Annotated in this window: 24 protein-coding genes; 20 read left to right on the forward strand and 4 right to left on the reverse strand. The window is 41.3% G+C overall.

The window, feature by feature from the left end:
* The first annotated feature begins 104 nt into the window (after nucleotides 1–104).
* From AB6735_RS24770 to AB6735_RS24825, 12 genes are all read left to right on the forward strand, one after another.
* Nucleotides 105–1,223, forward strand: coding sequence for a hypothetical protein (locus tag AB6735_RS24770; RefSeq protein ID WP_370998869.1), 1,119 nt, complete (start codon nucleotides 105–107; stop codon nucleotides 1,221–1,223).
* On the forward strand, nucleotides 1,220–2,206 hold the full coding sequence (locus tag AB6735_RS24775) for an NAD-dependent epimerase/dehydratase family protein (RefSeq protein WP_370998871.1): 987 nt from the start codon (nucleotides 1,220–1,222) through the stop codon (nucleotides 2,204–2,206). Before AB6735_RS24770 ends, AB6735_RS24775 begins: the two co-directional genes overlap by 4 nt.
* 233 nt (nucleotides 2,207–2,439) lie before the next feature.
* Nucleotides 2,440–3,756 carry an inositol-3-phosphate synthase gene (locus AB6735_RS24780; protein ID WP_370998873.1) on the forward strand — a complete coding sequence of 439 codons (1,317 nt, stop codon included), beginning with the start codon at nucleotides 2,440–2,442 and terminating at the stop codon, nucleotides 3,754–3,756.
* Nucleotides 3,757–4,408: 652 nt separating this feature from the next.
* The gene (locus tag AB6735_RS24785) at nucleotides 4,409–6,970 is read left to right on the forward strand and encodes a DUF5686 family protein (RefSeq protein ID WP_370998875.1); all 2,562 of its coding nucleotides are present in this window, start codon (nucleotides 4,409–4,411) and stop codon (nucleotides 6,968–6,970) included.
* A 29-nt stretch (nucleotides 6,971–6,999) separates the two neighbouring features.
* Nucleotides 7,000–7,716 (forward strand): CDP-alcohol phosphatidyltransferase family protein, encoded by a 717-nt coding sequence (locus AB6735_RS24790; protein ID WP_370998877.1) that lies wholly within the window; start codon nucleotides 7,000–7,002, stop codon nucleotides 7,714–7,716.
* A 252-nt stretch (nucleotides 7,717–7,968) separates the two neighbouring features.
* The gene (locus AB6735_RS24795) at nucleotides 7,969–8,595 is read left to right on the forward strand and encodes a sterol desaturase family protein (protein ID WP_370998879.1); all 627 of its coding nucleotides are present in this window, start codon (nucleotides 7,969–7,971) and stop codon (nucleotides 8,593–8,595) included.
* A 2-nt stretch (nucleotides 8,596–8,597) separates the two neighbouring features.
* Nucleotides 8,598–9,536, forward strand: a complete 939-nt coding sequence (locus AB6735_RS24800) for a phosphatase PAP2 family protein (RefSeq protein ID WP_370998880.1) — start codon at nucleotides 8,598–8,600, stop codon at nucleotides 9,534–9,536.
* A 216-nt stretch (nucleotides 9,537–9,752) separates the two neighbouring features.
* Nucleotides 9,753–10,541, forward strand: a complete 789-nt coding sequence (locus AB6735_RS24805; RefSeq protein WP_370998882.1) for a hypothetical protein — start codon at nucleotides 9,753–9,755, stop codon at nucleotides 10,539–10,541.
* Nucleotides 10,542–10,710: 169 nt separating this feature from the next.
* Nucleotides 10,711–11,277, forward strand: coding sequence for a CAP domain-containing protein (locus tag AB6735_RS24810; protein WP_370998884.1), 567 nt, complete (start codon nucleotides 10,711–10,713; stop codon nucleotides 11,275–11,277).
* Between the two features lie 122 nt (nucleotides 11,278–11,399).
* Nucleotides 11,400–11,672 (forward strand): hypothetical protein, encoded by a 273-nt coding sequence (locus AB6735_RS24815; RefSeq protein WP_370998886.1) that lies wholly within the window; start codon nucleotides 11,400–11,402, stop codon nucleotides 11,670–11,672.
* Nucleotides 11,669–12,430 (forward strand): MBL fold metallo-hydrolase, encoded by a 762-nt coding sequence (locus AB6735_RS24820; protein ID WP_370998888.1) that lies wholly within the window; start codon nucleotides 11,669–11,671, stop codon nucleotides 12,428–12,430. The genes AB6735_RS24815 and AB6735_RS24820 overlap by 4 nt, the downstream gene beginning before the upstream one ends.
* 146 nt (nucleotides 12,431–12,576) lie before the next feature.
* Nucleotides 12,577–12,999, forward strand: a complete 423-nt coding sequence (locus tag AB6735_RS24825) for a BLUF domain-containing protein (RefSeq protein WP_370998890.1) — start codon at nucleotides 12,577–12,579, stop codon at nucleotides 12,997–12,999.
* Nucleotides 13,000–13,164: 165 nt separating this feature from the next.
* On the opposite strand, the gene AB6735_RS24830 is transcribed toward AB6735_RS24825, so the two are convergent.
* Entirely contained in the window at nucleotides 13,165–13,626 is a 462-nt protein-coding gene (locus AB6735_RS24830) for a hypothetical protein (protein ID WP_370998891.1), read from the reverse strand.
* Nucleotides 13,627–13,796: 170 nt separating this feature from the next.
* Between AB6735_RS24830 and AB6735_RS24835 the strand changes: the two genes are divergently transcribed.
* The 8 genes from AB6735_RS24835 (at nucleotide 13,797) to AB6735_RS24870 (ending at nucleotide 22,607) form a co-directional block, all read left to right on the forward strand.
* Complete coding sequence (locus AB6735_RS24835) at nucleotides 13,797–15,377, forward strand: GDSL-type esterase/lipase family protein (protein ID WP_370998892.1); 1,581 nt, start codon at nucleotides 13,797–13,799, stop codon at nucleotides 15,375–15,377.
* Nucleotides 15,378–15,479: 102 nt separating this feature from the next.
* A complete protein-coding gene (locus AB6735_RS24840) occupies nucleotides 15,480–16,748 on the forward strand; it encodes an ectonucleotide pyrophosphatase/phosphodiesterase (protein WP_370998893.1) in 1,269 nt (422 codons plus the stop codon).
* Between the two features lie 16 nt (nucleotides 16,749–16,764).
* A complete protein-coding gene (locus AB6735_RS24845) occupies nucleotides 16,765–17,616 on the forward strand; it encodes a helix-turn-helix domain-containing protein (protein ID WP_370998894.1) in 852 nt (283 codons plus the stop codon).
* 90 nt (nucleotides 17,617–17,706) lie between these two features.
* On the forward strand, nucleotides 17,707–18,249 hold the full coding sequence (locus tag AB6735_RS24850) for a YbhB/YbcL family Raf kinase inhibitor-like protein (protein WP_370998895.1): 543 nt from the start codon (nucleotides 17,707–17,709) through the stop codon (nucleotides 18,247–18,249).
* 306 nt (nucleotides 18,250–18,555) lie between these two features.
* Complete coding sequence (locus AB6735_RS24855; RefSeq protein WP_370998896.1) at nucleotides 18,556–20,181, forward strand: amidase; 1,626 nt, start codon at nucleotides 18,556–18,558, stop codon at nucleotides 20,179–20,181.
* Nucleotides 20,182–20,191: 10 nt separating this feature from the next.
* Complete coding sequence (locus AB6735_RS24860; RefSeq protein ID WP_370998897.1) at nucleotides 20,192–20,596, forward strand: helix-turn-helix domain-containing protein; 405 nt, start codon at nucleotides 20,192–20,194, stop codon at nucleotides 20,594–20,596.
* A gap of 186 nt (nucleotides 20,597–20,782) precedes the next feature.
* Nucleotides 20,783–21,541, forward strand: coding sequence for an SDR family NAD(P)-dependent oxidoreductase (locus AB6735_RS24865; protein ID WP_370998898.1), 759 nt, complete (start codon nucleotides 20,783–20,785; stop codon nucleotides 21,539–21,541).
* Nucleotides 21,542–21,680: 139 nt separating this feature from the next.
* The gene (locus AB6735_RS24870; protein ID WP_370998899.1) at nucleotides 21,681–22,607 is read left to right on the forward strand and encodes a DUF72 domain-containing protein; all 927 of its coding nucleotides are present in this window, start codon (nucleotides 21,681–21,683) and stop codon (nucleotides 22,605–22,607) included.
* Here AB6735_RS24870 and AB6735_RS24875 read toward each other — a convergent pair.
* The 3 genes from AB6735_RS24875 to argH form a co-directional block, all read right to left on the reverse strand.
* A complete protein-coding gene (locus AB6735_RS24875) occupies nucleotides 22,604–23,299 on the reverse strand; it encodes a DUF1345 domain-containing protein (RefSeq protein WP_370998900.1) in 696 nt (231 codons plus the stop codon). The two genes, AB6735_RS24870 and AB6735_RS24875, sit on opposite strands and share 4 nt — an antisense overlap.
* A 154-nt stretch (nucleotides 23,300–23,453) precedes the next feature.
* Entirely contained in the window at nucleotides 23,454–23,657 is a 204-nt protein-coding gene (locus AB6735_RS24880; protein ID WP_370998901.1) for a YwbE family protein, read from the reverse strand.
* A gap of 46 nt (nucleotides 23,658–23,703) precedes the next feature.
* Nucleotides 23,704–25,038: an argininosuccinate lyase gene (gene argH / locus AB6735_RS24885; RefSeq protein WP_370998902.1), complete on the reverse strand. Its 1,335-nt coding sequence runs from the start codon at nucleotides 25,036–25,038 to the stop codon at nucleotides 23,704–23,706.
* Nucleotides 25,039–25,144: the final 106 nt, after the last annotated feature.

Raw genomic sequence — 25,144 nt, forward strand, 5'->3', positions numbered from 1 at the left:
TAAGCTTAAAAGCAGAAAGCCAAAAGCGGAAAGTTAAAAAGAGCAGCCAGATTTCAGGCTTTCTGCTTTAAACTTTCCGCTTTTTGGTTTAAACAGCACCACTCATGATAAAAATTGTAACTGTTAGTTCTAAAAAAGAATTAGCTTCATTTATTGATTTTCCGCATGATTTGTATCAGGACGATCCCAATTACGTTCCGGAATTGTTCATAGCTCAGCGTGATCTGTTAACTATACACCCCTTTCATAAGCACAACACCGTACAAACCTTTTTGGCTTATGATGGCGACAAAATTGTTGGTCGTATTGCAGCTATACTCAATAATGCACATAACAAGTTCAATAGCACCAATGATGGTTTTTTTGGCTTTTTTGATTGCATTAATGATAAAGAGGTAGCAACAACACTTTTCAATACGGTTACCGATTGGCTTAAACAAAAAGGTGTAACCGAAAAATTGATAGGCCCTGTTAATTTTTCAACCAACGAACCATGCGGCTTATTAATAGAAGGTTTTGACAGTCCTCCGTTTTTAATGCAAACCTACAATGCCCCCTATTATGCCGATCTGATAGATGGCTTTGGCTTTATAAAGAATGTTGACCTTATTGCCTGGCATTGGGACGATAAAAGCTATGACGATAAATCAGTTCGCTTATTAACAGCATTGGAAGAGCGGTTAAAGCGCAACAATATCGTTATCCGTACCATCAACCTCAAAAAATTTAAAGAGGAATCCATCAAACTACGCGAAGTTTATAACTCCGCCTGGGATCATAACGAAGGGTTTGTTCCCTTAACCGATGACGAGTTTGACTACCTGGCCAAAGATCTGAAGTTAATACTTGATAAAGATTTTGTACTGGTTGCCGAACAGGAAGGCAAAATTGTTGCCTTTGGTTTGGCCCTGCCCAATTACAATGAAATATTTAAGAAAATTAAACGGGGCCGGTTATTGCCAACGGGCATTTTCAAATTACTTTTTGGCCGGAAAAAAATACAAAGTTTGCGTATATACGCCTTAGGAGTTATTGATGGATACCGCAAAATGGGTATTGAAGCCTGCCTATACGGCACTATAATAAAAGAATACAAACGTAAAGGCATGAAACAGGCAGAAGCTGGCTGGACTCTGGAACACAACGATATGGTGAACCGCGCCATAGAAGCCATAAACGGCAACCCATATAAAAAATACAGACTCTACGAAAAAGCGATATGAAGCAGCGGGTTTTAATAACCGGTGCCAGCGGTTTTGTTGGGTATCATTTAATTGAAGAAGCTTTAGGTCAGGATCTGGAAGTTTATGCGGCAGTACGTAAAAGCAGTAACATCGATCATCTAAAATCGTTTGATATCAATTATATACAGCTTAACTATAAAGAGCTGCCGGTATTAAAACAACAACTCGCCGATATTAAACCGGACTACATCATTCATGCGGCGGGTGTGACTTCTGCCCGCTCGCAAGCCGAATATGATACCATAAACGCCACTTATACCTACAACCTGGCAACAGCGGCGGCTAACGCCTGTCCAGATTTACAAAAGTTTGTGTTGATAGGTAGTTTAGCTGCAATAGGCCCGCTTAAAACTTTAACCGGTATCATAACCGAAGCAACCTCTCCTGCTCCGGTAACCGCGTATGGTCGCAGTAAACTGCTGGCCGAACAGCGGTTAAGAACAGTTGAAAATTTAAATTATACTATACTGCGCCCCACCGCCGTTTACGGTCCAAGGGATACCGGCATATTTATTTTTTTTAAACAGGTAGTAAAAGGCATTGAGCCTTACATTGGCAGCGCCCAACAAAAATTGAGCTTTATATATGTAAAGGATGTAGCCAAAGCAGCCCTGAAAGCATTATACGGCGGCAACCATCAAACCTATAACCTGAGCGACGGAAACTTTTACAGTAAGTACGAGTTAGGCGATCTGACCAAAGAAATATTGGGTATAACTACCTTTAAGTTTCATTTGCCTGTAAATTTTGTAAAAATAATAGCCGCTGTATCAGAAAAAGTAAGTTCTTTGAGAAATAAAGCCGCCGTAGTAAATATCGAAAAGATAGATGAACTTATGGCAGCAAACTGGTATTGCGACAACGAAAGTGCAAAAGCAGACCTGGGTTTTTATCCGGTATATAACCTAAAAACGGGTTTAGTCGAAACACTAACCTGGTATAAGGCCAATAAATGGCTCTGATCCAAAATTAAATAATGTTAATAAAAATGAAAAATTCGCTTTCCTTCTTTTATAACTTAAACGTTTAAGTTATTTTTGGATGCGAAATAAGCAAATGACAATTTTGCGCTTTTCGGCATTACTTAAACGTTTAAGTAATGTCGAAAAGCGCAAAAACCAAGAAAATAAATAGAAAACAGGGCATAAGGCCCATAACGTGCTAACCCAATAATTAACAAAAAAAGTAAATAAAAATGAAAATTTCACCCGCCGAAGGCAAACTGGGTATCCTTATCCCAGGTTTAGGAGCTGTGGCAACTACACTGATTGCCGGTGTTGAGGCAGTAAAAAAAGGTATCTCACAACCCATAGGTTCACTTACCCAAATGGGGCATATCCGCTTAGGTAAAAGAACGGAGAACCGTAACCCTAAAATTAAAGATTTTGTACCACTTGCCAATTTGGGAGATGTTGTTTTTGGCGGATGGGACGTTTATGAAGATAACGTATACGAGGCGGCCGCCAATGCAAAAGTGCTGGAACCGGGATTATTAAACTCAGTAAAAGCGGAGTTGGAATCCATTAAACCGATGAAAGCCGCGTTTGATAAAAACTACGCTAAAAACCTGAACGGTACACACGTAAAACAAGGTACCCGTTACGAGCTTGCCCAGCAGGTTATGGAAGATATTAAAAACTTTAAAGAGCAAAACGGATTGGACAGGGTTGTTTTGGTTTGGTGCGGATCAACCGAGATCTACTATGAAGCATCGGCCATTCACCAAACATTGGCTGCTTTTGAGCAGGCTTTGCTTGATGATGATAAATTAATAGCGCCAAGTATGATATACGCTTACGCGGCTTTAAAATTAGGTGTACCGTTTGCCAATGGCGCCCCCAACCTAACTGTTGATATCCCTGCGCTGATCGAGCTTTCAAAAGAAACCCAAACCCCAATTGCCGGTAAAGATTTCAAAACAGGTCAAACCTTGATGAAAACCATCCTGGCTCCAGGCCTGGCCGCACGTTCATTAGGTGTACACGGCTGGTTCTCTACCAATATACTGGGTAACCGTGACGGCCTGGTTCTTGACGATCCGGACAATTTTAAAACCAAGGAAGTATCAAAGTTAGGTGTACTGGAAGATATTTTTAAGCCTGAAGAAAACAAGGAGCTTTATGGCGAGATCTATCACAAGATCCGGATCAACTATTATCCACCTCACGGTGATAACAAAGAAAGCTGGGATAACATTGATATTTTTGGCTGGCTCGGTTATAAAATGCAGATCAAGATCAACTTTCTTTGCCGCGATTCTATTCTGGCTGCCCCTATCGCGCTTGACCTCGCTTTATTCTGTGATCTGGCCAAACGTGCTAATATGAGCGGGATCCAGGAATGGCTGTCATTTTACCTGAAATCGCCACAAACAGCCGAAGGCCTGCGTCCAGAGAATGATATATTTAAACAGCTCATTAAGTTAGAAAATACCTTACGTTACATGATGGGCGAGGATCTGATCACTCATCTTGGTTTAGATTATTATGAAGAGGCTTACGCCGAGGCATAATAACAGCTAACAAATCTTTTAAAACCAGTTGTTTTACAGACTAACCTGTATACAACTGGTTATTTTTTTGCTTATAATTGTCACCGGTTAGCTGATCACTTGTCCCTAATACGTAAAGCCCTGATTTATTAATTGTGTAAAATATTTGTTTTCAGGTAGTTAAACTTTGTTAAATCTGATAACAACTATTGCTTGCCTATTTCAAAGCAATCTGAAATTCAATACTTTACGTAAATTATAAAACAAACAACCCATAAAAGGCCCATAATATATAAGACAGAGTGCCGTTCTCAGTGTAATATAATTTAACGGTAATATTAAACAGATAAACGTGGTTTAAACGCTTTCTACGGGGAATATTTGACTTTTTGACCACATTAGTCTGTAATAAATTTTTCTACCTTTGAAGCGCAATTACAAGCTAACGGGATAGCTATGCCAATGCAAATAAGCGTTGGATTAACTATTTCTGCCGCGCCGATAGATAAGGGAGATAAGAAATATCAGTTTAATTGATATGATGATAAGGATTTGGGCTTTATTATAATAATAATTGACTATCCTTATTCAAAATAGTTTGGATAGTTAAAACGGATAATAAAGGGTTAAGGATTAAACAAAGAGTTTGTATTTGCATAATTGCATAAAGTACATGGATTTTAAAAATTTTTATAAAAGTTTATTTTTTTTAATACTCTTTTTTTCTGCTTCCTCATTATTTGCGCAAACCACCGTTATAACGGGTACGGTTACTGATGCCAGCAACAGACAAACCCTTCCTTATGTTGTTGTATCATTCCCGGGTACTTCTACTGGCGTTGCTACCGATAATAATGGTAAATACCGACTTTCGACCACAAACGCTACACTCAAACAAATAAAAATTTCTTTCTTAGGTTATAAAGACGCTTTTTTACCTGTTGAACCAGGTAAAGAGCAAGTAATTAATGTAAAGCTTTTCCCTTCGGCCAAGCAATTGAATGAAGTGGTTGTAAAATCCGGAAAGAAACCTAAATATCGTAATAAAGACAATCCCGCGGTTGAACTGATACGCCAGGTTATCGAAAACAAACCTAAAAACCGCCCCGAAGCTTATGATTATGTGGAATACCGCGAATATGATAAAATGATGTTCGGGTTTATCAACGTATCGGCAGCGTTTTCAGACAGAAAATTTTTCAGAAAATATAAGTTCATCATCGATAACCGCGACAGTACCATTTTACCTGGAAAATCCATATTGCCGGTTTATCTTGACGAAAAACTATCACAGAACTACTATCGCAAAAATCCCGAAAAGAAACGCGAAGTTGTGTTAGGGCAGCGCGGTGTAAACTTTGGCCCTGCAGTTGATAATGAAGGTGTTAAGCAATATTTTAAACACCTGTACAATAACGTGGATATTTATGACAATGATATATTTTTGATCACCAGTCAGTTTTTAAGCCCGATATCCAACAACTCTCCCAACTATTACAAATTCTTTATTACCGATACCATTATCGACGCCAAGAATCAAAAATTGGTTGAACTGAGCTTTACACCACGTAATAGTAACGATGTGCTTTTTGAAGGTATGATATACATTACCCTTGATGGTAACTATGCCGTTCAAAAAGCGGTATTGAAGATCAATAAACACATCAATATCAACTTTATACGCTCTATGGAGGTTGACCTGGACTTTGAACAGAACCCGGATAACCGTTATCACCTGAGCCGCAGTAATACCATAGCCGAGTTTGGGGCCACCAAAAAGGAGGGTAAAAGTGGGCTGTTGGGTATGCGTACCATCACCTACAAAAACTATATAGTTAACCATCCCCGACCGGATACCGCCTATACCAAGCAATCAGAAGAATCGCAAGACGAGGCTAAAACCCGGCCTGCATCATTCTGGGAGAAGAATCGCCTGGATACTCTTACCACTGCTGAATCAAAAGTATACAAGAATGTAGATAGTTTAAGGAATATGCCATCGTACAAGCGCACAGTGGATATCGCGACACTATTGCTTGCCGGTTATAAAGGGTTTGGCAAATTTGAGATTGGCCCGGCTAACACATTCTATAGCTTTAACCCGGTGGAAGGTCTGCGCCTGAGACTTGGCGGTCGTACCACACCCGAGCTAAGCAAACGCTATTATTTTGAAACGTATGCCGCGTATGGTTTTAAAGACGAGAAATGGAAATACTTTTTAAGTGCTACCTACTCCCTTAACAATAAGTCTATTTATAAATTCCCGCAAAATTATATCAGGGCCAGTTATCAAAAAGACACTAAAATACCGGGTGCAAATCTTCAATTTGTGCAGGAGGATAACTTCTTGTTATCATTTAAACGTGGCACAAATGACAAGTACCTGTATAATGATTATTACAGGTTAGATTACGTACATGAGCTGGAGAACCACTTATCGTTCGCGGCTGGATTTAAAAACTGGAAACAGGCACCTGCAGGGTCGCTATATTTTAATAATATGGTAAACGGGCAGCCGAATGTGATAAACTCTTTAACCACTACCGAGCTTACAGGAACTATCCGCTGGGCGCCGCATGAGGAATTTTACCAGGGTAAAATTTACCGTATACCTATCCCTAACCCTTACCCTACCCTTGAATTGGATTATACCACTGGCGTTAAAGGTTTATTTAATGGCGAGTATAACTATCAAAAACTTGATTTCAGGGTCGACAAACGTTTATACCTGTCGCAATTAGGATATTCGGACCTAAGTATTTCTGCTGGCAAAATATTTGGTCAGGTACCATTTCCATTGTTAACTATTCACCAGGCCAACCAAACGTATGCCTATGACATCGACTCCTATAACCTGATGAACTTTTTGGAGTTTGCCAGTGATAAGTACGCGAGTTTCAGGATAGACCATCACTTTGGCGGTTTCTTTTTCAATAAAATACCTTTGTTAAAGAGATTAAAATGGCGCGAGACATTTTCGGCAAAAATATTGTACGGTGGTTTAAGTGATAAAAACAATCCATCCATTCATCCGTCATTATATCAATTGCCTGTTGATGCCAATGGTTTACCTATTACCTATGCACTGGGTAAAACACCTTATGTGGAGGGTAGTGTTGGTGTTGAAAATATATTTAAATTTATACGGGTTGATTACGTGAGGCGATTTAATTATTTAGACCATCCGGATGTACCGCGTGATGGTATCCGTGTACGTGTTAAATTTGATTTTTAATTTTGTATAGCAAAATAATTACAAAGAAAATGGAACAGCAAACATCCATAAGAACAAACCTACAGTTAGGTATTTACAAGGTTATTGATCCCTTTGTAAAAATTCTTATCAAGGTTGGGTTAACCCCCAACGCGGTTACTTCAATTGGTTTTGTGTTAAATGTAGGTGTGGCTGCCATATTTATATTAGGCGCCGAAGAAGGTAACCGGGGCGACCTGAGTTATGTGGGCTGGGCCGGTGGTTTAATATTGTTTGCTGGCCTGTTTGATATGCTCGATGGACAAGTAGCCCGTTTAGGCAATATGAAATCAACCTTTGGCGCTTTGTATGACTCTGTACTTGACCGTTACAGCGAGCTGATCATGTTCCTTGGTATCTGTTATTACCTGGTTGCCCATCATTATTTTGTAAGCTCGATAGCTGCCTTCATCGCGCTGATAGGTTCCATGATGGTTAGTTATGTAAGGGCTCGTGCCGAAGGTTTAGGCGTAGAAGTTAAAGGAGGGTTAATGCAAAGACCCGAGCGTGTAGTAACCATTGGTTTATGTGCCGCTTTAAGTGGTATAGTGGCGCAGTATATTGGCGGTAACTATAAATTGTTTATACCCGGCATTAAGTTTCACGTGTTTGAAACCATATCCATATTCACCATTCCATTGGTAATATTGGCGGTGCTTACTAATATTACCGCGTTTAACAGACTAAGAGAGGCTAAAAGAGCTTTAATTGAAGCGGAAAGGAAGTAACCAATTATTGAGTTACTGAATTATCGAATTACTGAATTAAAACTAAGTTGGCAATTAGGTTAGTTGAAATCAAAAGAGATCACTAATTCAATAATTAAAATATCATATCTTCGTAACCTTTAAATAAAGGTGTTTACATAATAGTAAATCTTTATTAAAATTGAACAGGGTTAGGTTGTGCTAACTTATATATTATTATTAAAAGACAATAACAGGCAGAGAAATCGTTAAAATTTTAAAACCTGATATGCTATGAAAAAGAATTATGTCTCCAATTCTCAGGAGTCTGTGAGAATGTTTAAAAGCGACTTTTTAGAAGGTTTATCAAAGGTACACTACACCGTACCCCTATATATTTTTGTACCCGTTATTCTGGCATGTACCTACGAAGCTTTTTTCGAAGCTGGCATGAACTTTTTACTGTATACCGGCTTGTTTTTAGCAGGCTTATTTATCTGGACCATTGTTGAATACATTATGCACCGGTTTGTTTTCCATTATCAGCCAAACGAAAACTGGAAATGGGCACAACGGTTACATTTTATTATGCATGGTGTACACCATGATTACCCCAGCGATGCCAAACGTTTGGTATTGCCGCCATCATTAAGCATTCCACTGGCTACCGGGTTTTACTTTTTGTTTAAAGCTTTGCTGCCGGCAAATTACATATTTGGCTTTTTCCCGGGCTTTATATTAGGCTACCTGTTTTATGATATATCGCATTATGCTATGCATCATTTTAACTTCAAAAGCGGTCTTTTCAAAAAAATAAAACAACATCATATGCTGCATCATTACCAGGATCCAGAAAAGGGTTATGGGGTGAGCTCACCGCTTTGGGATAAAATATTCCGTTCAGGTTTTTTAAAGAAATAGGTGTGGATAGTACCGGGCAAAACAGTGTAGCCGTAAATGCTAAATCAGTACTGGTTGTTACACTTCTTTCAATAGCATATCTGATTATCTCCTACTTCCTTATTGGCTATAACTCATCAGAGCTGGTACTCGTAGCCATATTTAATTCACTATTTTACCTATCAGGAATTACCCGTAAGTTCATATTAGCCTTCAGTATATTCATTGTATACTGGATCATATTTGACTACATGAAGGCTTTTCCAAACTACCATTATACATCCGTTCATATTGCCGATCTGTATAATTTTGAAAAGCACATTTTCGGGATACATGACCATGGCAAACTGTTAACCCCCAATGAATATTTGCGCATTCACGGCACTACGTTTATAGACGTGGTAGCCGGTTTATTTTATCTCTGCTGGATACCCGTGCCATTGGGTTTTGCCGCATTCTTATTCTTTAAAAACAAACGGCAGTTTTTATATTTCTCCCTCACCTTTGTATTGGTGAATCTGCTTGGATTCGTGATCTATTACACTTATCCTGCTGCACCGCCATGGTATGTTCAATATTACGGTTTCCATTTTACACCGCTAACTGCGGGTAATGTTGCCGGTTTGGCTAAGTTCGATGCTTATTTTCATGCGGGTATCTTCAAATCTATCTATACTAAAGGCTCCAATGTTTTCGCGGCTATGCCATCGCTCCACTCTTCATACCCGGTTATTGTATTGTACTATGGTATAAAAAACCGGTACAAAGTGGCCAGCATCTTTTTTGCCATTGTAATGCTGGGTATTTGGTTTACCGCTGTATACGCAAGTCATCATTATGTGCTGGATGTTTTGGCGGGTATTACTACAGCTGTATTGGGCATATCCCTGTTTAACCTGTTGATGGCCAAAGTAAAATGGATGCAAACCTCCATTGATAAATACGAACAGGTTATTCTGTAAATCATTGTACTATTTACTATACCATCTCTGATTTGCCATAAGACAATCCTTGCTACCTGATGATATCCAGGTTTAAACTATATTACAAAAATATCTTTTGGGTATAAAAAATTACAAATCGCTTAATATCATCAGCATTTGGATTAACAAACAGTAAACAGGCACACTATTTGACAGGATATTATTCAAATAAACTGTTGATACGATAATCCTTACATGAAGAAACTGATTACCTGCCTTTTTATACTCCTCGCCGGATTAGAATTATCAGCGCAAGCGCATGACCTGGATAGCCTGAAACAAAAATTACAGGTTACCAAAGATTCGCTAAAAGGCCCTATATATGTGGAGATCGCGAACCAGTATTTGTTAAAAAACGATACGATCAGCAGCAGGCGGTTCAGGTATTATAACCAGCTTGAAGCGTTAAACTATACCATGCTGGCCCTCCACAATTTCTCAAACATTTCAGACACGCTGGGTTTACGCACCTGCTATAATAATCTGGCAAAAATTTATCGTCAGCAATACAGATATATTCAGGCCAAGTGGTTCATTTTGCAGTCAAACGCCATATCCCGTCAGAAAAAAGATGTACCCAATATTATTACTTCGTTAATTGAACTTTCGGCGATAAAGGCCGATATGAAAGATTATAAATGGGCCATGCGCGATCTGAATGAGGCCTTGACATTATCGGTTAAAAACAAAGATCCCCAGAAAGAATCGGCGGTACAGGTTGGTTATGCCGGGCTATTTCGCCAGATGAAAGATTTTGATAAGGCAGCTTTGGCCATTAAGCGGCATGAGGAGATTGATGACAGTATACACCAGGCTGAAATTGACCGCTTGGCACGCGTCAATACTCAGGACTCCCTCCGGATCAAAAAACAAGACTCAACCATGGTCAAAAAAAAAGTATTGGCCTCCAGCAAAAAAACGCCTATCTCAGGCAAAAAGAAGCCTTCCAAAACAGGCTCCGTCAAACGCATAGCCTCGTTGTAGTATTGGTAATAGCGCTTGCCCTGATCGCTATTGCCGTTATCGTTTATTCAATACGCAGCAAACTCGTTAAATGGCAATTGCGCATAAGAAAACCACGATCATAACGTTGCATATATCGCCGGGATATTTTAATTAAACCCGCTGCCGGGAAAATTGTCATACAGATGATATGAGGAAACTGATCATTAAAACCATTTTTACTTTTGCAGCCTTGCTTACATTTTACACCGCTTATGGCCAAAGCAGGCAGTTTAAAAATGAGTTCTTATACCGTATAAACTTAACCAGGCAAAAAGGCTGTAACTGTGGTGTGAAATATTACCCTCCTGCCCCACCGCTAACCTGGAACGATGACTTACAGGATGCTGCAGAGGGCTACGCTAAAGATATGGCCAGGCAAAATTATTTTGATCATAACAGCAGGGATGGCCGCAGCATGGAGGATCGCATAGTTGCCGCCGGCTACAAATTCAAGGGATACAAAAGTTTTGCTATTGGCGAAAATATAGCTGCCGGGCAACAAAGCATTGCCGAGGTGATGGACGGTTGGTTTAAGAGTGAAGGACACTGTAAAAACCTGATGAATCCCGATTTTAAAGAAGTAGGTGTTGCCATGTACCGGAACTACTGGGTACAGGATTTTGGCGGCCGCGAATCCTTTTCGCCCGAACAGCAGAAGCTCATTAAATCGGGCAAATACCGCATGGTGCGGCAGCCCTCAACCGGTCATGATTAGATCGATGCGCGAATATGTAAATTACAGATACCGGCTTTTAGCCAGGCAATCCTAAAGTCAGCTTTTCAAAATTCCCCAAATTCAAAGCGCATTTACACTTAGTTTTGTTAATTTTGGAATTAATGCTACCCGCTACCAATCATACGCTTGAAAAACTGGAAATGCTGCTCAAATCGGCCGGGTACAAGGTGCGGTATGAAAAAGGCAATTTTAAAACAGGCTCCTGCTTGTTACTCAACAGCCGTATGGTAATTGTTAACCGTTTCTCGAACCTGGAAAGTAAAATATTAGCTATTGTTGAATTGCTTCGGGAACTTGAGGTAGATTACAAACTGCTTGATGAAAAACAGGTTGCATTTTTGCAGGAGATCAAACAAACTAAATTGCAGCTGTGACCATAACATTTTTAGGAACCGGAACTTCACAGGGTGTACCTGTTATTGCCTGCGGCTGTGAGGTATGTACATCAACCGATGCTCGTGATAACAGGTTAAGGACCTCCATTTTAATAGAAACCGAAGATAAAACCATTGTAGTTGATTCGGGTCCCGATTTCAGGTACCAAATGTTGCGGGCAGGGGTAAAACATTTGGATGCCATTGTGTTTACTCATGAACATAAAGATCATATTGCCGGCATGGATGATATCAGGGCATTTAACTACAAGCAAAATAGCCCCATTGATATTTACGCAGATCAAAGAGTACAAAAAGCCCTGGTACGTGAGTTTCCGTATGTTTTTGACGGAACAGGATATCCCGGTATTCCACAGGTGATAGTGCATCCTATCAACTTGCTTCCTTTTCCAATTGGTAACAATATTTTTACACCTATTGAGGTGCTCCACTATAAGCTTCCCATACTGGGTTTTAGGGTAAAGGATTTCACTTATATTACGGATGCCAAAACCGTACCTGAAAGTGAAAAAGAAAAAATAAAAGGAACAAAAACACTGGTGATCAACGCGCTGCAAAAACAAAGCCATATATCACATTTTACACTTGAAGAAGCTATAAATTTTGCCAATGAGGTGGGTGCCGACATGACTTATCTTACGCATATCAGCCATCGTTTGGGTACTCATTTCGACGTATCCAAAGAATTACCAGGGAATATTGAACTGGCTTATGATGGGCTGAAACTCATTATTTAACTCCCCAGGGTAACACCGCTGGTGTTTAAGAATTTACAATAAATAAACAGGAAATAAGACAATTTTCGCACAAAAAAAAACAATATTTGTAAGCATCCGTTTGGGTACATAATATGTACTTGATACGGATAGCAAGCCCCTATTAAATGGAATATATTGTTTATGTAAGCACAGCCCAAAGGCTGATGAGCGAAGAAGAACTTTTAGATTTGTTGAGAGTTGCTCGTGCTAAAAATAAAAAAAATAAGATCACGGGCATGCTGCTCTATTGTCAGGGTACATTCATGCAGGTTCTGGAAGGTGAAAAAAGTTCTGTTGAACTTATTTACCAAACCATTGAACTGGATACCAGGCACAAAAACATCATTAAACTTGCTTCCGGAACTACTAAAAAAAGAAACTTTCCAGACTGGTCAATGGCTTTTGCCTCTGTAAATTCAGAAACCCTGCAAGAAATTGAAGGCTTTCTTAGCTTACCCGATCTAAACTTACCCAATAACTCTGAGCATATCACCATTAATATGCTTAAAACCTTTGTTGATAGTAACAGACTATATATTTCTTTTTAACCTCCAATTTTATATTAATACCTTTTTTATGATGCTGATATAACAATAATTATTAACTAATGTTTTAAAAAAATGATTTTTTTAATTATAATTCAATAAATACTGCCTGCAAATTTATAATTAGTTATTTAATTTATCAAAACTTAATAAAATTTACAAATAAGATTATAGCTTAATAAAGCTTACCCTCTCTATTGCACCTTTATATTTGTTTAAGTAACCCGTATTATGCGTATTAATTTTACCCTTTATGGTAATAAACCTTTTATTGATCCGGGTAAATGTGCCATTGTTATATTGAAATAATCCCTCTCGTGTTCCGGTTAGGTACAATGGGCACTCCTGGCTAAAATCAACCCATAGCGCTTTATTTAAGGAATGATCGGCAAAAAGGCTATCATTTAATAATGCCGATTGCTCAACACCCTCCACATATTTCCCGGTAACTTCTACATACTGACCGTTATAACTTTTAAGATGATTTACCAATTCGGTAAACTCAATTTTTTTAAAAGTTATCCCATCGTTACAATTACTCTCAAAAATCTTGGGCTGTTTGCTGCATGACAGCAGCAATAACATAATTATGGCAGGAAAGAACAGCTTGCTTATTTTACCGGGCACCATAACATCAAAAAATCAGTTTATGAATATAACGAAAACATTTTCAGTATAGTAGTCACATCCGTTAAGTATCCTGATTATTACACAATAAACAGGAGAATTATTCATCTGTGCTAAATGCTTTTATAATATTGTAATTAGCGTTACATTTAGCTATCAATTATACCAATTATATGAAGCTGAAATTAATGATTATAGGGCTGTTTATTTTTATAACAACAGCACAAGCACAGCAAAAAATTATCCAGTTGTACCAAGGTGCGGCTCCAGGTTCCGAAAACTGGAATTGGACTGAAGGCGAAAGTGAAAATAAGTTATTTAATGTAAAGTTGGTTTACAATGTGGTGCATCCTTCTCTGGAGGCATTTTTACCCGATCCGGCGATTGCCACAGGCACGGCTGTTATTATTTGTCCCGGCGGTGGTTTCGAGGTATTATCTATCAACAGTGAAGGTAACGATGTAGCTAAATGGCTTAATCAGCATGGCGTAGCTGCCTTTGTATTAAAATACCGGTTAACGCAAAGTTTTACTGACGACCCAATGAAAGAGCTCGCGACAAACATGGCTAAAAAAGGTTTTGAACAAAAAATAAGTAAAATAATCCCTTTATGTATTGCTGATGCAAGACAAGCCATTACTTATGTGCGGGAGCATGCTGTGGAATATGGCTTGTCACCATCGCGTATAGGTATTATGGGTTTCTCGGCAGGAGGAACTTTAGCCGCGGCATCTGCTTATAAATATACGCCTGCCAATAAACCCGATTTTGTAGCGCCAATTTACCCTTATTTTCCACCGGCATTGCAATCCCCCATCCCGGATGATGCGCCACCCTTGTTCCTGACCGCGGCTACAGACGATAACCTGAACCTCGCTTCGCATAGTGTCGACTTGTATTCCAAATGGCTTGCTTCAAAACATAGCGCCGAATTGCATTTGTATGCCAAAGGGAGCCATGGTTTTGGTATGCGAAAACAAAACATTCCTACAGATACCTGGATTGAACGTTTTAACGACTGGCTGGGTCTTAAAGGCTTTTTAAAACCGATAGATCCAAAAGCCAAATCACCACAGGAAAAACAAGAACAAGCAGAAGCCAATCGCAAAAAATATGATGAACAGTCTCATAAAGACTGGGCCAATATTAAACGCTATGCGGCCGATAACGAAAAAGTAATTGCACAGGGGGCTAACCCTAAAAGTGTTGTTTACATGGGCGACTCGATCACTGATTTCTGGATCAGAAGTGACTCTGCATTTTTTGCCGGTAAGCCATATTATGACCGGGGCATCAGCGGGCAAACCACAACCCAAATGCTGGTACGTTTTCGTGATGATGTGATCAACTTAAAACCCGGTGTGGTAGTGATACTGGCAGGCATTAATGATATTGCCGAAAACAATGGCCCTATAAAGCTGGAAGATATTTTTGGCAATATACAATCCATGGCGCTGCTGGCAAAAGCCGCTGGTATTAAGGTAGTCCTATCGTCGGTATTGCCGGCATTTGACTTTCCATGGCGCCCCGGAATGGAACCTGCCGAAAAAGTAGTGCGCCTGAATGCCATGATTAAAGACTTTGCCGACAAAAATCACATGGTATATCTTGATTACTTTTCGGCAATGGCCGATGAACGCAAGGGTTTGCCTAAATCATTATCAGGCGATGGCGTACACCCCAATCTGGCTGGTTACAAAGTAATGGAACCGCTGGCCGAGAAAGCGATAGCTGAGGCTTTAAAACGTAAATAAGAGGGATTAATCTACCTCCCTCCTGACTGTGAGGGGGGTAATTTAACCCAATCATATCAAAACGATAATGCTATCTGCATAAATTTGTGCATATCGTTACCTATGAAAAAACTCATCCTCTTTATTACAGTCTTTTTGCAAGCTGTAATAGCATTTGGCCAGGCCGATACGGTTCAGAAGATCATTCCTGGTCGTAAAAATAGCGTTAAACAGCAAAGTAAACCATACGTAATCCTTATTTCGGCGGATGGTTTTAGATATGATTACGCCAAAAAATATCAGGCTACCCATTTGCTTGCTTTAAGCAAGGGAGGTGTTAGTGCAGCATCTATGATCCCTTCTTATCCTTCAGTTACTTTTCCTAACCATTATGCTTTGGTAAGCGGCTTATATCCTTCTCATTCGGGTTTAGTCAATAACGCTTTTTATGATCGTGACCGGCACGATTCCTATTATATGGTGGCCAAAGCCAAAGTTGCTGATGGCTCCTGGTATTATGGTTCGCCATTATGGGTGTTGGCAGAACAGCAGCACATGCTTTCGGCCAGTTTTTACTGGGTAGCTTCGGAGGCAGCTATACAAAACGTTCGCCCTACCTATTATTATACTTATAACGAAAAGATAACTATCCATGACCGTATAGATGCTGTGGTAAAGTGGTTAAAACTACCGCCGGCCGAACGCCCGCACCTGATCACCTTCTACTTTCCGCAGGTTGATCATGCCGGGCACATGTATGGCCCCGACGCGCCGGAAACAGCCTATGAAGTACACTTTGTTGATTCGGCTGTTAATGAGCTGAATAAAGCTGTAAAAGCAACTGGCATTAAAGCAAACTTTATTTTTGTATCAGACCATGGCATGACCTATGTAGATAAGGAACACCCCATCGGTATTCCCGCGGCTATTGATACCTCAAAATTTGTAATATCAGGCGATGGTATCCTGGTAGAATTGTATGCCAAAAACAAAACCGATATCGACAGCACCTACAAACAGTTAAAACAACAAGCAGTTGATTACGACGTGTATCTTAAAGCCAACGTACCGGCCAGATTACATTACGGGCAGGCCGATGACTGGCATAATCGTATTGGCGATATATTACTGATACCCCATTACCCCAAAGTATTTAACTTATCTAAAAGAAAAATAAACCTGGGCTGGCACGGATATGACCCGACTCTGGTTAAAGATATGCACGCCACCTTCCTGGCCTGGGGGCCTGCCTTTAAAAAGAATACAACCATTCCATCGTTTGAGAATGTAGCGGTTTTTAGCCTGGTAAAAAGTATATTAGGGCTTCGATATACCGGTAAGGTAGATGGCACCGATAAGCTGGCGCGTACCATCCTGGTTAAAAAGAAATAAAATATCCCTGTTAGGCATGACCAACATTTACATACCCGAGGCTACCGAAAACCAGAGCAAGATCACTGCGGGTAATATTTCGTTTGTACATTATCAGGAACAGGACAGCTTTAAAAATGTTCGGGTGGTATTTAACTGTTATGCCATTAGCTTTGTGATCAATGGCGAAAAGGCAGTCTATCGTCCGGCTGATAATACGGTAGTACATACTGGCGAAGGCATTGTTTTACCTCAAGGTAATTCCATTATGGCCGAGCATACCCTTAACGAACATCAGTATAGCAGCATTCTGGTGTTTTTTCCGACAAGCGTGGCTATTAATTTCTTAAATAAATATCAGCTAAATACCAAGACTTCGGCCACTCCGGATTATATTAGGTTCAGACAAACCAATTATCTGGCCGGTTATATTAAAAGTCTGCAGGCCTTGATACACGATGGGCAAAATTTACCCTATGAATTGGCCGTAAACAAGGTGGAAGAGCTGTTGCTAATTTTACTGCAAAGCCACCGGACGCAATTGATTGCTTTGTTACAAAGCAATGCCCCTTCGCCTGCCATGCAATTAAAAAATGTAGTGGAGAACAATCTCTTCAATAACCTTACCCTCGAGGAACTGGCCTTCCTGGCTCATAAAAGCCTGGCATCTTTTAAACGCGATTTTGAAAAAGCTTACCACATTGCCCCGGGCAAATACATCCGCGAACGCAAACTGGAAATAGCCCGGCAGGAGTTATCGCAGGGAAAAAACGCTACGTCGTTATACCTTGACCTGGGTTATGATAACTTGTCGAATTTTTCGTCGGCCTTTAAAAAGAAATTCGGGGTAAGCCCTAAGCAATATCAGCTTACCAACCAGGTAATCTGAGCTGTTTTCAATAGTTTTTGAGCCTGCAACAATAACTGCAAGGCCCTCAATACATGCAATTTTGGATAAATAAATATTATCCGAAAGATCATGAAAACATTCTTCTTATTTGTGCTGGCTATAAGCCTTGGTTTAATCGCTAATGCACAAACCTTTACCCTTAAAAGCACCGATTTAGGTGGCCAGTTCACCAATCAATTTATCGCTAATACATTTGGTTGCAGCGGCGGCAACAAATCGCCTCAACTGGAATGGCAGAACGCGCCAGCAGGTACACAAAGTTTCGCGGTAACTATTTATGACCCGCAGGCGCCTACGGGCAGCGGATGGTGGCATTGGGTTATTTTTGATATCCCGGCCAGCGTACATGAATTAAAACAGGGAGCCGGCAACCCATCGGCAGGGATAGCACCGGCCAGCACTATACAGGGAATTACTGATTTTGGTGTTACTGGTTATGGCGGCCCATGCCCGCCGGAAAATGATGCGCCTCATGGCTATGTGATCACGGTTTATGCCTTGAAATCAACGAAGCTTGGGGTGGATAATAAAGCTTCGGCTGCCTTAGCCGGCTTTATGCTTAATCAAAATGTGATAGCCAAAGCATCGTTGGTGGTATATTATAAGAGATAAGAGTTTGGTGTATAGACGGGCTAACGTAGTATCGACTCACCCCACCTACGCTTCGCTGGGTGACCCTCTCTTCGCCTACGGCGGAAAGAGGGTTGGTAAAATACTCATTAAAAAAAAATCTGGATCCCTCTTTACGCCACAGGCGAAGAGAGGGATGTCGGGCATAGCGATGACAGAGTGAGTTGACACCACCCGGAAAATTGGGGTGGATGTAACGTTGTACATACAAATGGGTAATAACCAAGCTTGCTATTTTTAATTAGCCAAATATTTTGTTATTTGTATTAGCTTAAAATCCCACCGGTTATGCACAGAAGAAACTTCCTGAAAACAGGCTCATTAGCAGGTTTAACTTTATCAACTTTAGTAGCCGCGTCGTGCAGTCAGCCAGCGGAAGAAAAAAAGGCCGATGATACTGCCGATAACAAAGACGATCTGTTTGAACTCTCAGAAGTTACCATTTCCTATCTGCAGCAAAAAATGCAGGCCAAGGAATATACCTCGCACCTTATTACCGAACTCTACCTGAAACGTATTGACAAAATAGATAAGAACGGGCCAAAGCTCAACTCGGTGATCGAACTTAACAAAGATGCGTTGAATATGGCCGATGCCATGGATAAAGAACGTGCACAGGGCAAAGTGCGTGGCCCATTGCATGGCATACCGGTACTCATTAAAGACAATATCAATACCGGCGATAATATGCACACCACAGCCGGTGCGCTGGCATTGGCTGATAACTTTGCCAAACAGGACGCCTTCATTGTACACAAATTGCGCGAAGCGGGCGCGGTTATACTGGGCAAAACCAATTTAAGTGAATGGGCCAATTTCCGCTCCACACACTCCACCAGTGCCTGGAGCAGTCGCGGCGGACAAACCAAATGCCCTTATATATTGGATCGTAACCCCAGTGGTTCAAGCGCAGGTTCCGGATCGGCGGCGGCAGCTAATTTATGTACCGTTGCTATCGGTACCGAAACGGATGGCTCTATTGTATCGCCATCATCGGTAAATGGCCTGGTGGGCATTAAACCTACGGTAGGCCTGTGGAGCCGATCGGGCATCATCCCCATATCCAAAACACAAGATACCGCCGGACCAATGGCGCGCACCGTTAAGGATGCCGCTATTGTTTTAGGTGTACTGGCCGGTATCGACGCACAGGACAGTTACACCCTTGCCAGTAAAGGAAAAGCAGCGGCAGATTACACTAAATTTCTGGACGCAAACGGGCTGAAAGGTAAACGCCTTGGTGTAGAGAAATCGGCACTGGAAGGTAACCCGGCAATGGTTGCTTTGTTGAAAGATGCCATCAACACGCTGAGAGCCAAAGGTGCCACTATTGTTGAAGTGGAACTGAACAAAGCGCTGAAAGACATTAGCCGAGGTGAATTTACTGTGTTATTATATGAGTTTAAAGATGGCGTCAATAAATATCTGAGTACCGCCAACAGCAAAATGAAAACACTGGCCGATGTGATCGCTTTTAACAAACAGAACGAAGCCAAAGCCATGCCCTTTTTTAAACAGGAAACGCTGGAACTGGCCCAAAGCAAAGGCGATCTGAACAGCAAAGAGTACCTTGACGCCCTGAAACAAACCAGCGATGGCACACGCAAAGCCATTGATAAAATACTGACAGATAATAAGCTGGATGCCATCATCGGTCCAACCAACGGACCTGCAGTTTGTATCGACCTGGTTAACGGCGATTATGACAACGGCTTTTCATTCTCGGGGCCTGCCGCTAAAGCCGGCTATCCGCATATCACCGTACCCATGGGTAAAGTACATGAATTGCCGGTGGGCCTTTCGTTTTTTAGTACGGCTTATAAAGAAGCCGACATCATTGCCCTGGCCTACGCCTACGAACAGGCGTCCAAAAAAAGAGCCGAGCCTGTTTTTAAGCCAGACCTGTTTGCTTAACTTTGTTATCATGGCAACAACACCTATTCCTAAAAAGATACTGGCCAGGCAGCACGAAATAACCGCCGACTTTTTGAAAGCGATTGATCAGCACCTGGACGACTTGTTGCAACACAAGTTAATGGATATGATGGAGATCCGCGACTTTGCCGATCAGCTGCACATCCACCCTACCCATTTAAGCAATACCATTAAGTTAACAACCGGTCGGGCGCCTTGTGACTTTTTTGAAGAAAAAATCATGAGAATAGCCAGGGAGATGCTCCGGAATAGCGCTGTATCCATTGCCGAAATTGCCGCAGAACTTACTTTTGATCCATCTAACTTTACTAAGTTTTTTAAGCGTTTTGAGGGTGTTACACCAAAACAATACCGTGAAGGGATATTGATCAGGCAATATGAGCAGGCGCATTGAAAGAGACGCATGTGATGCGTCTGTACGTTTAGGTTGTTTTGTAGAGACACATCACATGTGTCTTTTTACCACGAAATAAGTACCAATTAATCTGAAACAGTTACCATTTAAACTGAAATAGTCACCATAATTACAACACTATTTAGCTGCAACTTTGTATCATTATAAACAATAAACAAAAATAAAATGAGTACAAATAAAATAGCTCTTATTACGGGCGGCAGCCGTGGCTTAGGCAAAAACGCGGCCCAGCACCTGGCCAAAAAAGGTATTGATGTAATACTTACCTATCGCAGTAAAAAAGAGGAAGCCGAAGAAGTTGTCGCTTCCATCGAAAAATTTGGTCAAAAAGCAGCGGCATTACAATTGGATACCAGCATTATTAAATCATTTGATGGTTTTATCACTCAGCTTAGCGCGCTGCTGCAGGAAAAATGGGGTCGCAACACCTTTGATTTCCTGATCAATAACGCGGGTATTGATGCAGCCTCGAAATTTGCCGAAACTACCGAAGAGGATTTTGACAACCTCATGAACATACATTTTAAGGGCGTTTACTTTTTAACCCAAAAAAGTTTGCCGGTTATTGCCGATGGTGGTCGTATTATCAACTTTTCAACCGGCCTGGCCCGTTTTTCTACTCCCGGCTATGCGGCTTATGCTTCTATGAAAGGCGCCATTGAGGTATTGACCAAATATCTGGCCAAAGAGCTTGGACCACGCGGCATCGCGGCCAATGTGGTTGCACCCGGTATTATTGAAACCGATTTTACCAAAGAAGCTTTCTCGCATGAAGGTATGCATGACCGGATAGCCGGCATTACCGCTTTAGGCCGCCCGGGTATGCCGGATGATATTGGCGGCATCGTAGCCTTTTTATGTACCGAAGAAGCCCGCTGGATCAACGCGCAGCGTATCGAAGCTTCAGGTGGTATGTTTTTGTAATTGATTGGGTTGATTGGGTTGATTGGGTTGATTGGGTTGATTGGGTTGCAACACAAATAAGTAATTAGCTGTTTTAATAATTAATACTTTTACTAACTTAATCACCAATCCAACTTAATCAACCCAATCAACTAATTATATGGAATTTGGCCGTGTTACCCCGCAAGAATTAGCTGCTATAGATTTTACCCTTCCTCCTGATACAGCGCTTACATTAAGCACTTTGGCGGCGGCAAAAAGCAAGGAGCCATTACAGGTTCGCGTAGGTTGCGCCAAATGGGGCCGCAAGGAATGGGTTGGCCAGATCTATCCCCTTAAAACCAAGGAAGCCAACTTTCTGGATGAGTATGTAAAGCATTTTGACTGCATTGAGCTCAACGCTACATTCTACAATGTTTACGGACCCGATACTATCACCAAATGGAAAGCCAAGGCTGATAGCAATCCAGATTTTAAATTTTGCCCCAAATTTTCGCAAAGCATCAGTCACATCCGCAGGTTAAAAAATGCCGAGGATATTACCACCAGTTATTACGAAGGCGTGATGGCCTTTGGCGATAAATTGGGACCCATGTTTTTACAGCTGAGTGATAACTACACCCCAAAAAGCTTCCCGGAGCTCAAAGCATACCTGGAACAATTACCCAAAGATGTTCCTGTTTTTGTTGAGCTGCGGCATAAAGAATGGTTTGCCGTGCCCGAGAACAGCGAAAAAGTTTTTAAGCTATTGCATGACCTCAACATCGGCGCGGTAATTATCGATGCTACCGGCAGGCGCGATGTGGTACACATGAACCTGCCTACACCGCATGCTTTTATCCGTTTTGTGGGGAATGGGTTGGTGGATGGTAATTTTGATTCGGATAAGGCCCGTTTGGACGAATGGGTTGCCCGTATTAAACAATGGCAGCAACAGGGTTTAAGATCGGTATGGTTTTTTATGCACCAGCACGATGAACGCTATTCGCCCATCCTGGCCGATTACGTAACCGACGAATTGAACAAAGCATTAGGAACCCAACTGCTTCGCCCTAAATTCATCGAAGCACAAAGCAGTTTGTTTTAGTTAGCTACCAACCCGGATATTACATTAATACTCAAGGCCACTATCGCCGTATTAAAAGCGAAGGCTATCATACCGTGCATCCAGGCCAGGCGGCGAATCTGGCGGGAGGAGATCTCCACATCAGATACCTGGAAGGTCATGCCGATAACAAAGGAAAAATAAACAAAGTCAAGATAATCAGGCTCCTTTTCATCGCCCGGAAATTCAAGGCCTCCTAATGGCTTTTTCTTGTTATCGCCATCAGTATCGATAGAATAATACATATGCGCATAACGCAGGGTAAATATGGTATGCACCAATATCCAGGAAATAATAACCGATGTCATACCCAGTAAAACATGACCGGTTACAGCCTCTGGCGACAAATGTTTGGATGATTTAAGCAGGAAAAATATAGCCAGCATACTTACCAGCGAGGATCCAATGACGAACAAAAATATCAGGGTACGACTGGAGTCTTCTATGCGCGCTATTTTGCGTACTTCCATGGGGTGGGATGACAGGATGATCACCCAGTCCATAATGATGATAGCCAATGCAAAAGCTATCCAGGTGATCAATATTACTGTAGGTGCGCTGAAATGTCCAAAACAAAAAAACAATACGATTCCGCTTATCCCTAAGGAAATAAGCATCCGATAATTGGAATCCAGCCGAAACCAAACCTTTGATTTTATTTTATTTGCAGGCATAAGACGAGTTTATACCGTAAATATGGTGATGAATTGTGTAGAATTAATGAACTACTTAAAAAGAATCAAGAGTTTAGAGTCAAGAATCAAGAAAAGTAAAAGTAATAGTTGTTCTCATCTTGATTCTTGACTCTAATATCTTGCTTCCGGCACACTAATCTTCTTCATCTACTATCCAGGCTACACGGCCCACCTGCCCGTCATCTAACTGAACCTTGATACCGCGAGAGTGATAAGCGGCGCTGGTCAGCAATCGTTTTACAAAACCGCGGGTAAGGGTACCCGTACGTTGATCTTTTTTCAGGATAATGTCAACCTCCAGACCTGGGTATATATCGCTTCTGTTTTGTCCGTTCATGACCGTTGATCTATATTGATTTTTATGATTCCTTTGATTTTGACGCCTACTTCACCAGTTCTTTTATCGCTCTGTCAACCTTTTCAAAATCAAAATTGGTGAGCAGTTTATCAAAGGCGGCGCTGATATGTTCATTACCAAGGTTGCCTATACTGCCTTCGTGGGTATGATTTACCGTTTTGTCGGGGTTAAAATCGCCTTGTTCAATGGCCAGGCCTATTTGTTTGTAGGCATCGCGGAAAGGGGTACCGTTCAATACCATGCGGTTCACTTCTTCCACGCTGAAGAGGTAAGCATATTTTGGATCTTTCAGTATATCAGTGTTTACGCTGATGTTCTGCAGCATAAAGGTGGCCATGTGCAGGCAATTTTTCAGATCGGCAAAAGCCGGGAACAACAATTCTTTAAGCAATTGCAATTCACGGTGATAGCCCGATGGCAGGTTGGTGATCATCATGGCTACATCGGTTGGCAGGGCCTGCAAGCGGTTACATTTGCCGCGCATAATTTCCCATACATCGGGATTCTTTTTATGCGGCATAATGCTGCTGCCGGTAGTTAAAGTATCCGGGTAGCTTACAAAAGCAAAGTTCTGGCTTAGGTATAAAGCCTGATCCATCGCCATTTTAGCCAGCGTAGCCGCAATAGACGACAAAGCCTGCGCAATGATCCGCTCGGTTTTGCCACGCCCCATCTGGGCGTATACCACGTTATAATTTAAACTATCAAAGCCCAGCAATTGGGTGGTTAAAGTACGGTTTAACGGAAACGACGAGCCATAACCCGCTGCCGAGCCTAATGGGTTTTTATTGGTAATGCGATATGCCGCCAAAACAAGCTCCAGGTCGTCGGCCAGGCTTTCGGCATAAGCGCCAAACCACAAACCAAATGACGATGGCATGGCTACCTGTAAATGCGTATAGCCAGGCAGTAAAACATCCTTATATTTTTCACTCAGAGAGATCAATTGACGAAACAGTGCTTCTGTTTCTTCAACCACCTGCTGCAGCTGATTGCGGAAAAATAGTTTCAGGTCAACCAGTACCTGGTCGTTGCGGGAACGGCCGCTGTGAATTTTTTTACCGGCATCGCCTATGCGCTGGGTAAGCAGCAGCTCCACCTGCGAGTGCACATCCTCCACTCCATCATCAATAGTAAAACCACCTTTTTCAATATCGGCGTATATGGCTTTTAATTCGCGCTGTACCAGGTCAAGATCGGCAGTATCCATCAATCCTATGCTTTGCAGCATACGGGTGTGTGCCAATGATCCTAACACGTCAAAGGCTGCCATTTGCTCATCAAATTCCCTGTCGCGGCCAACAGTAAAGCTCTCTACCAGTTCATTTACATTGGTAGTTTTTTGCCATAACTTACTCATGGTGCAAATATGTGCATTAATGAGAAATAATGGTTAAAAAATATCAAGACGAGTGGACTAACCCGAAAAGAACAAGGATTATTGGATCAAAGAGCAAGGATAAAGC

It is taken from the genome of Mucilaginibacter sp. RCC_168, from assembly GCF_041355315.1.
Taxonomy (GTDB): domain Bacteria; phylum Bacteroidota; class Bacteroidia; order Sphingobacteriales; family Sphingobacteriaceae; genus Mucilaginibacter.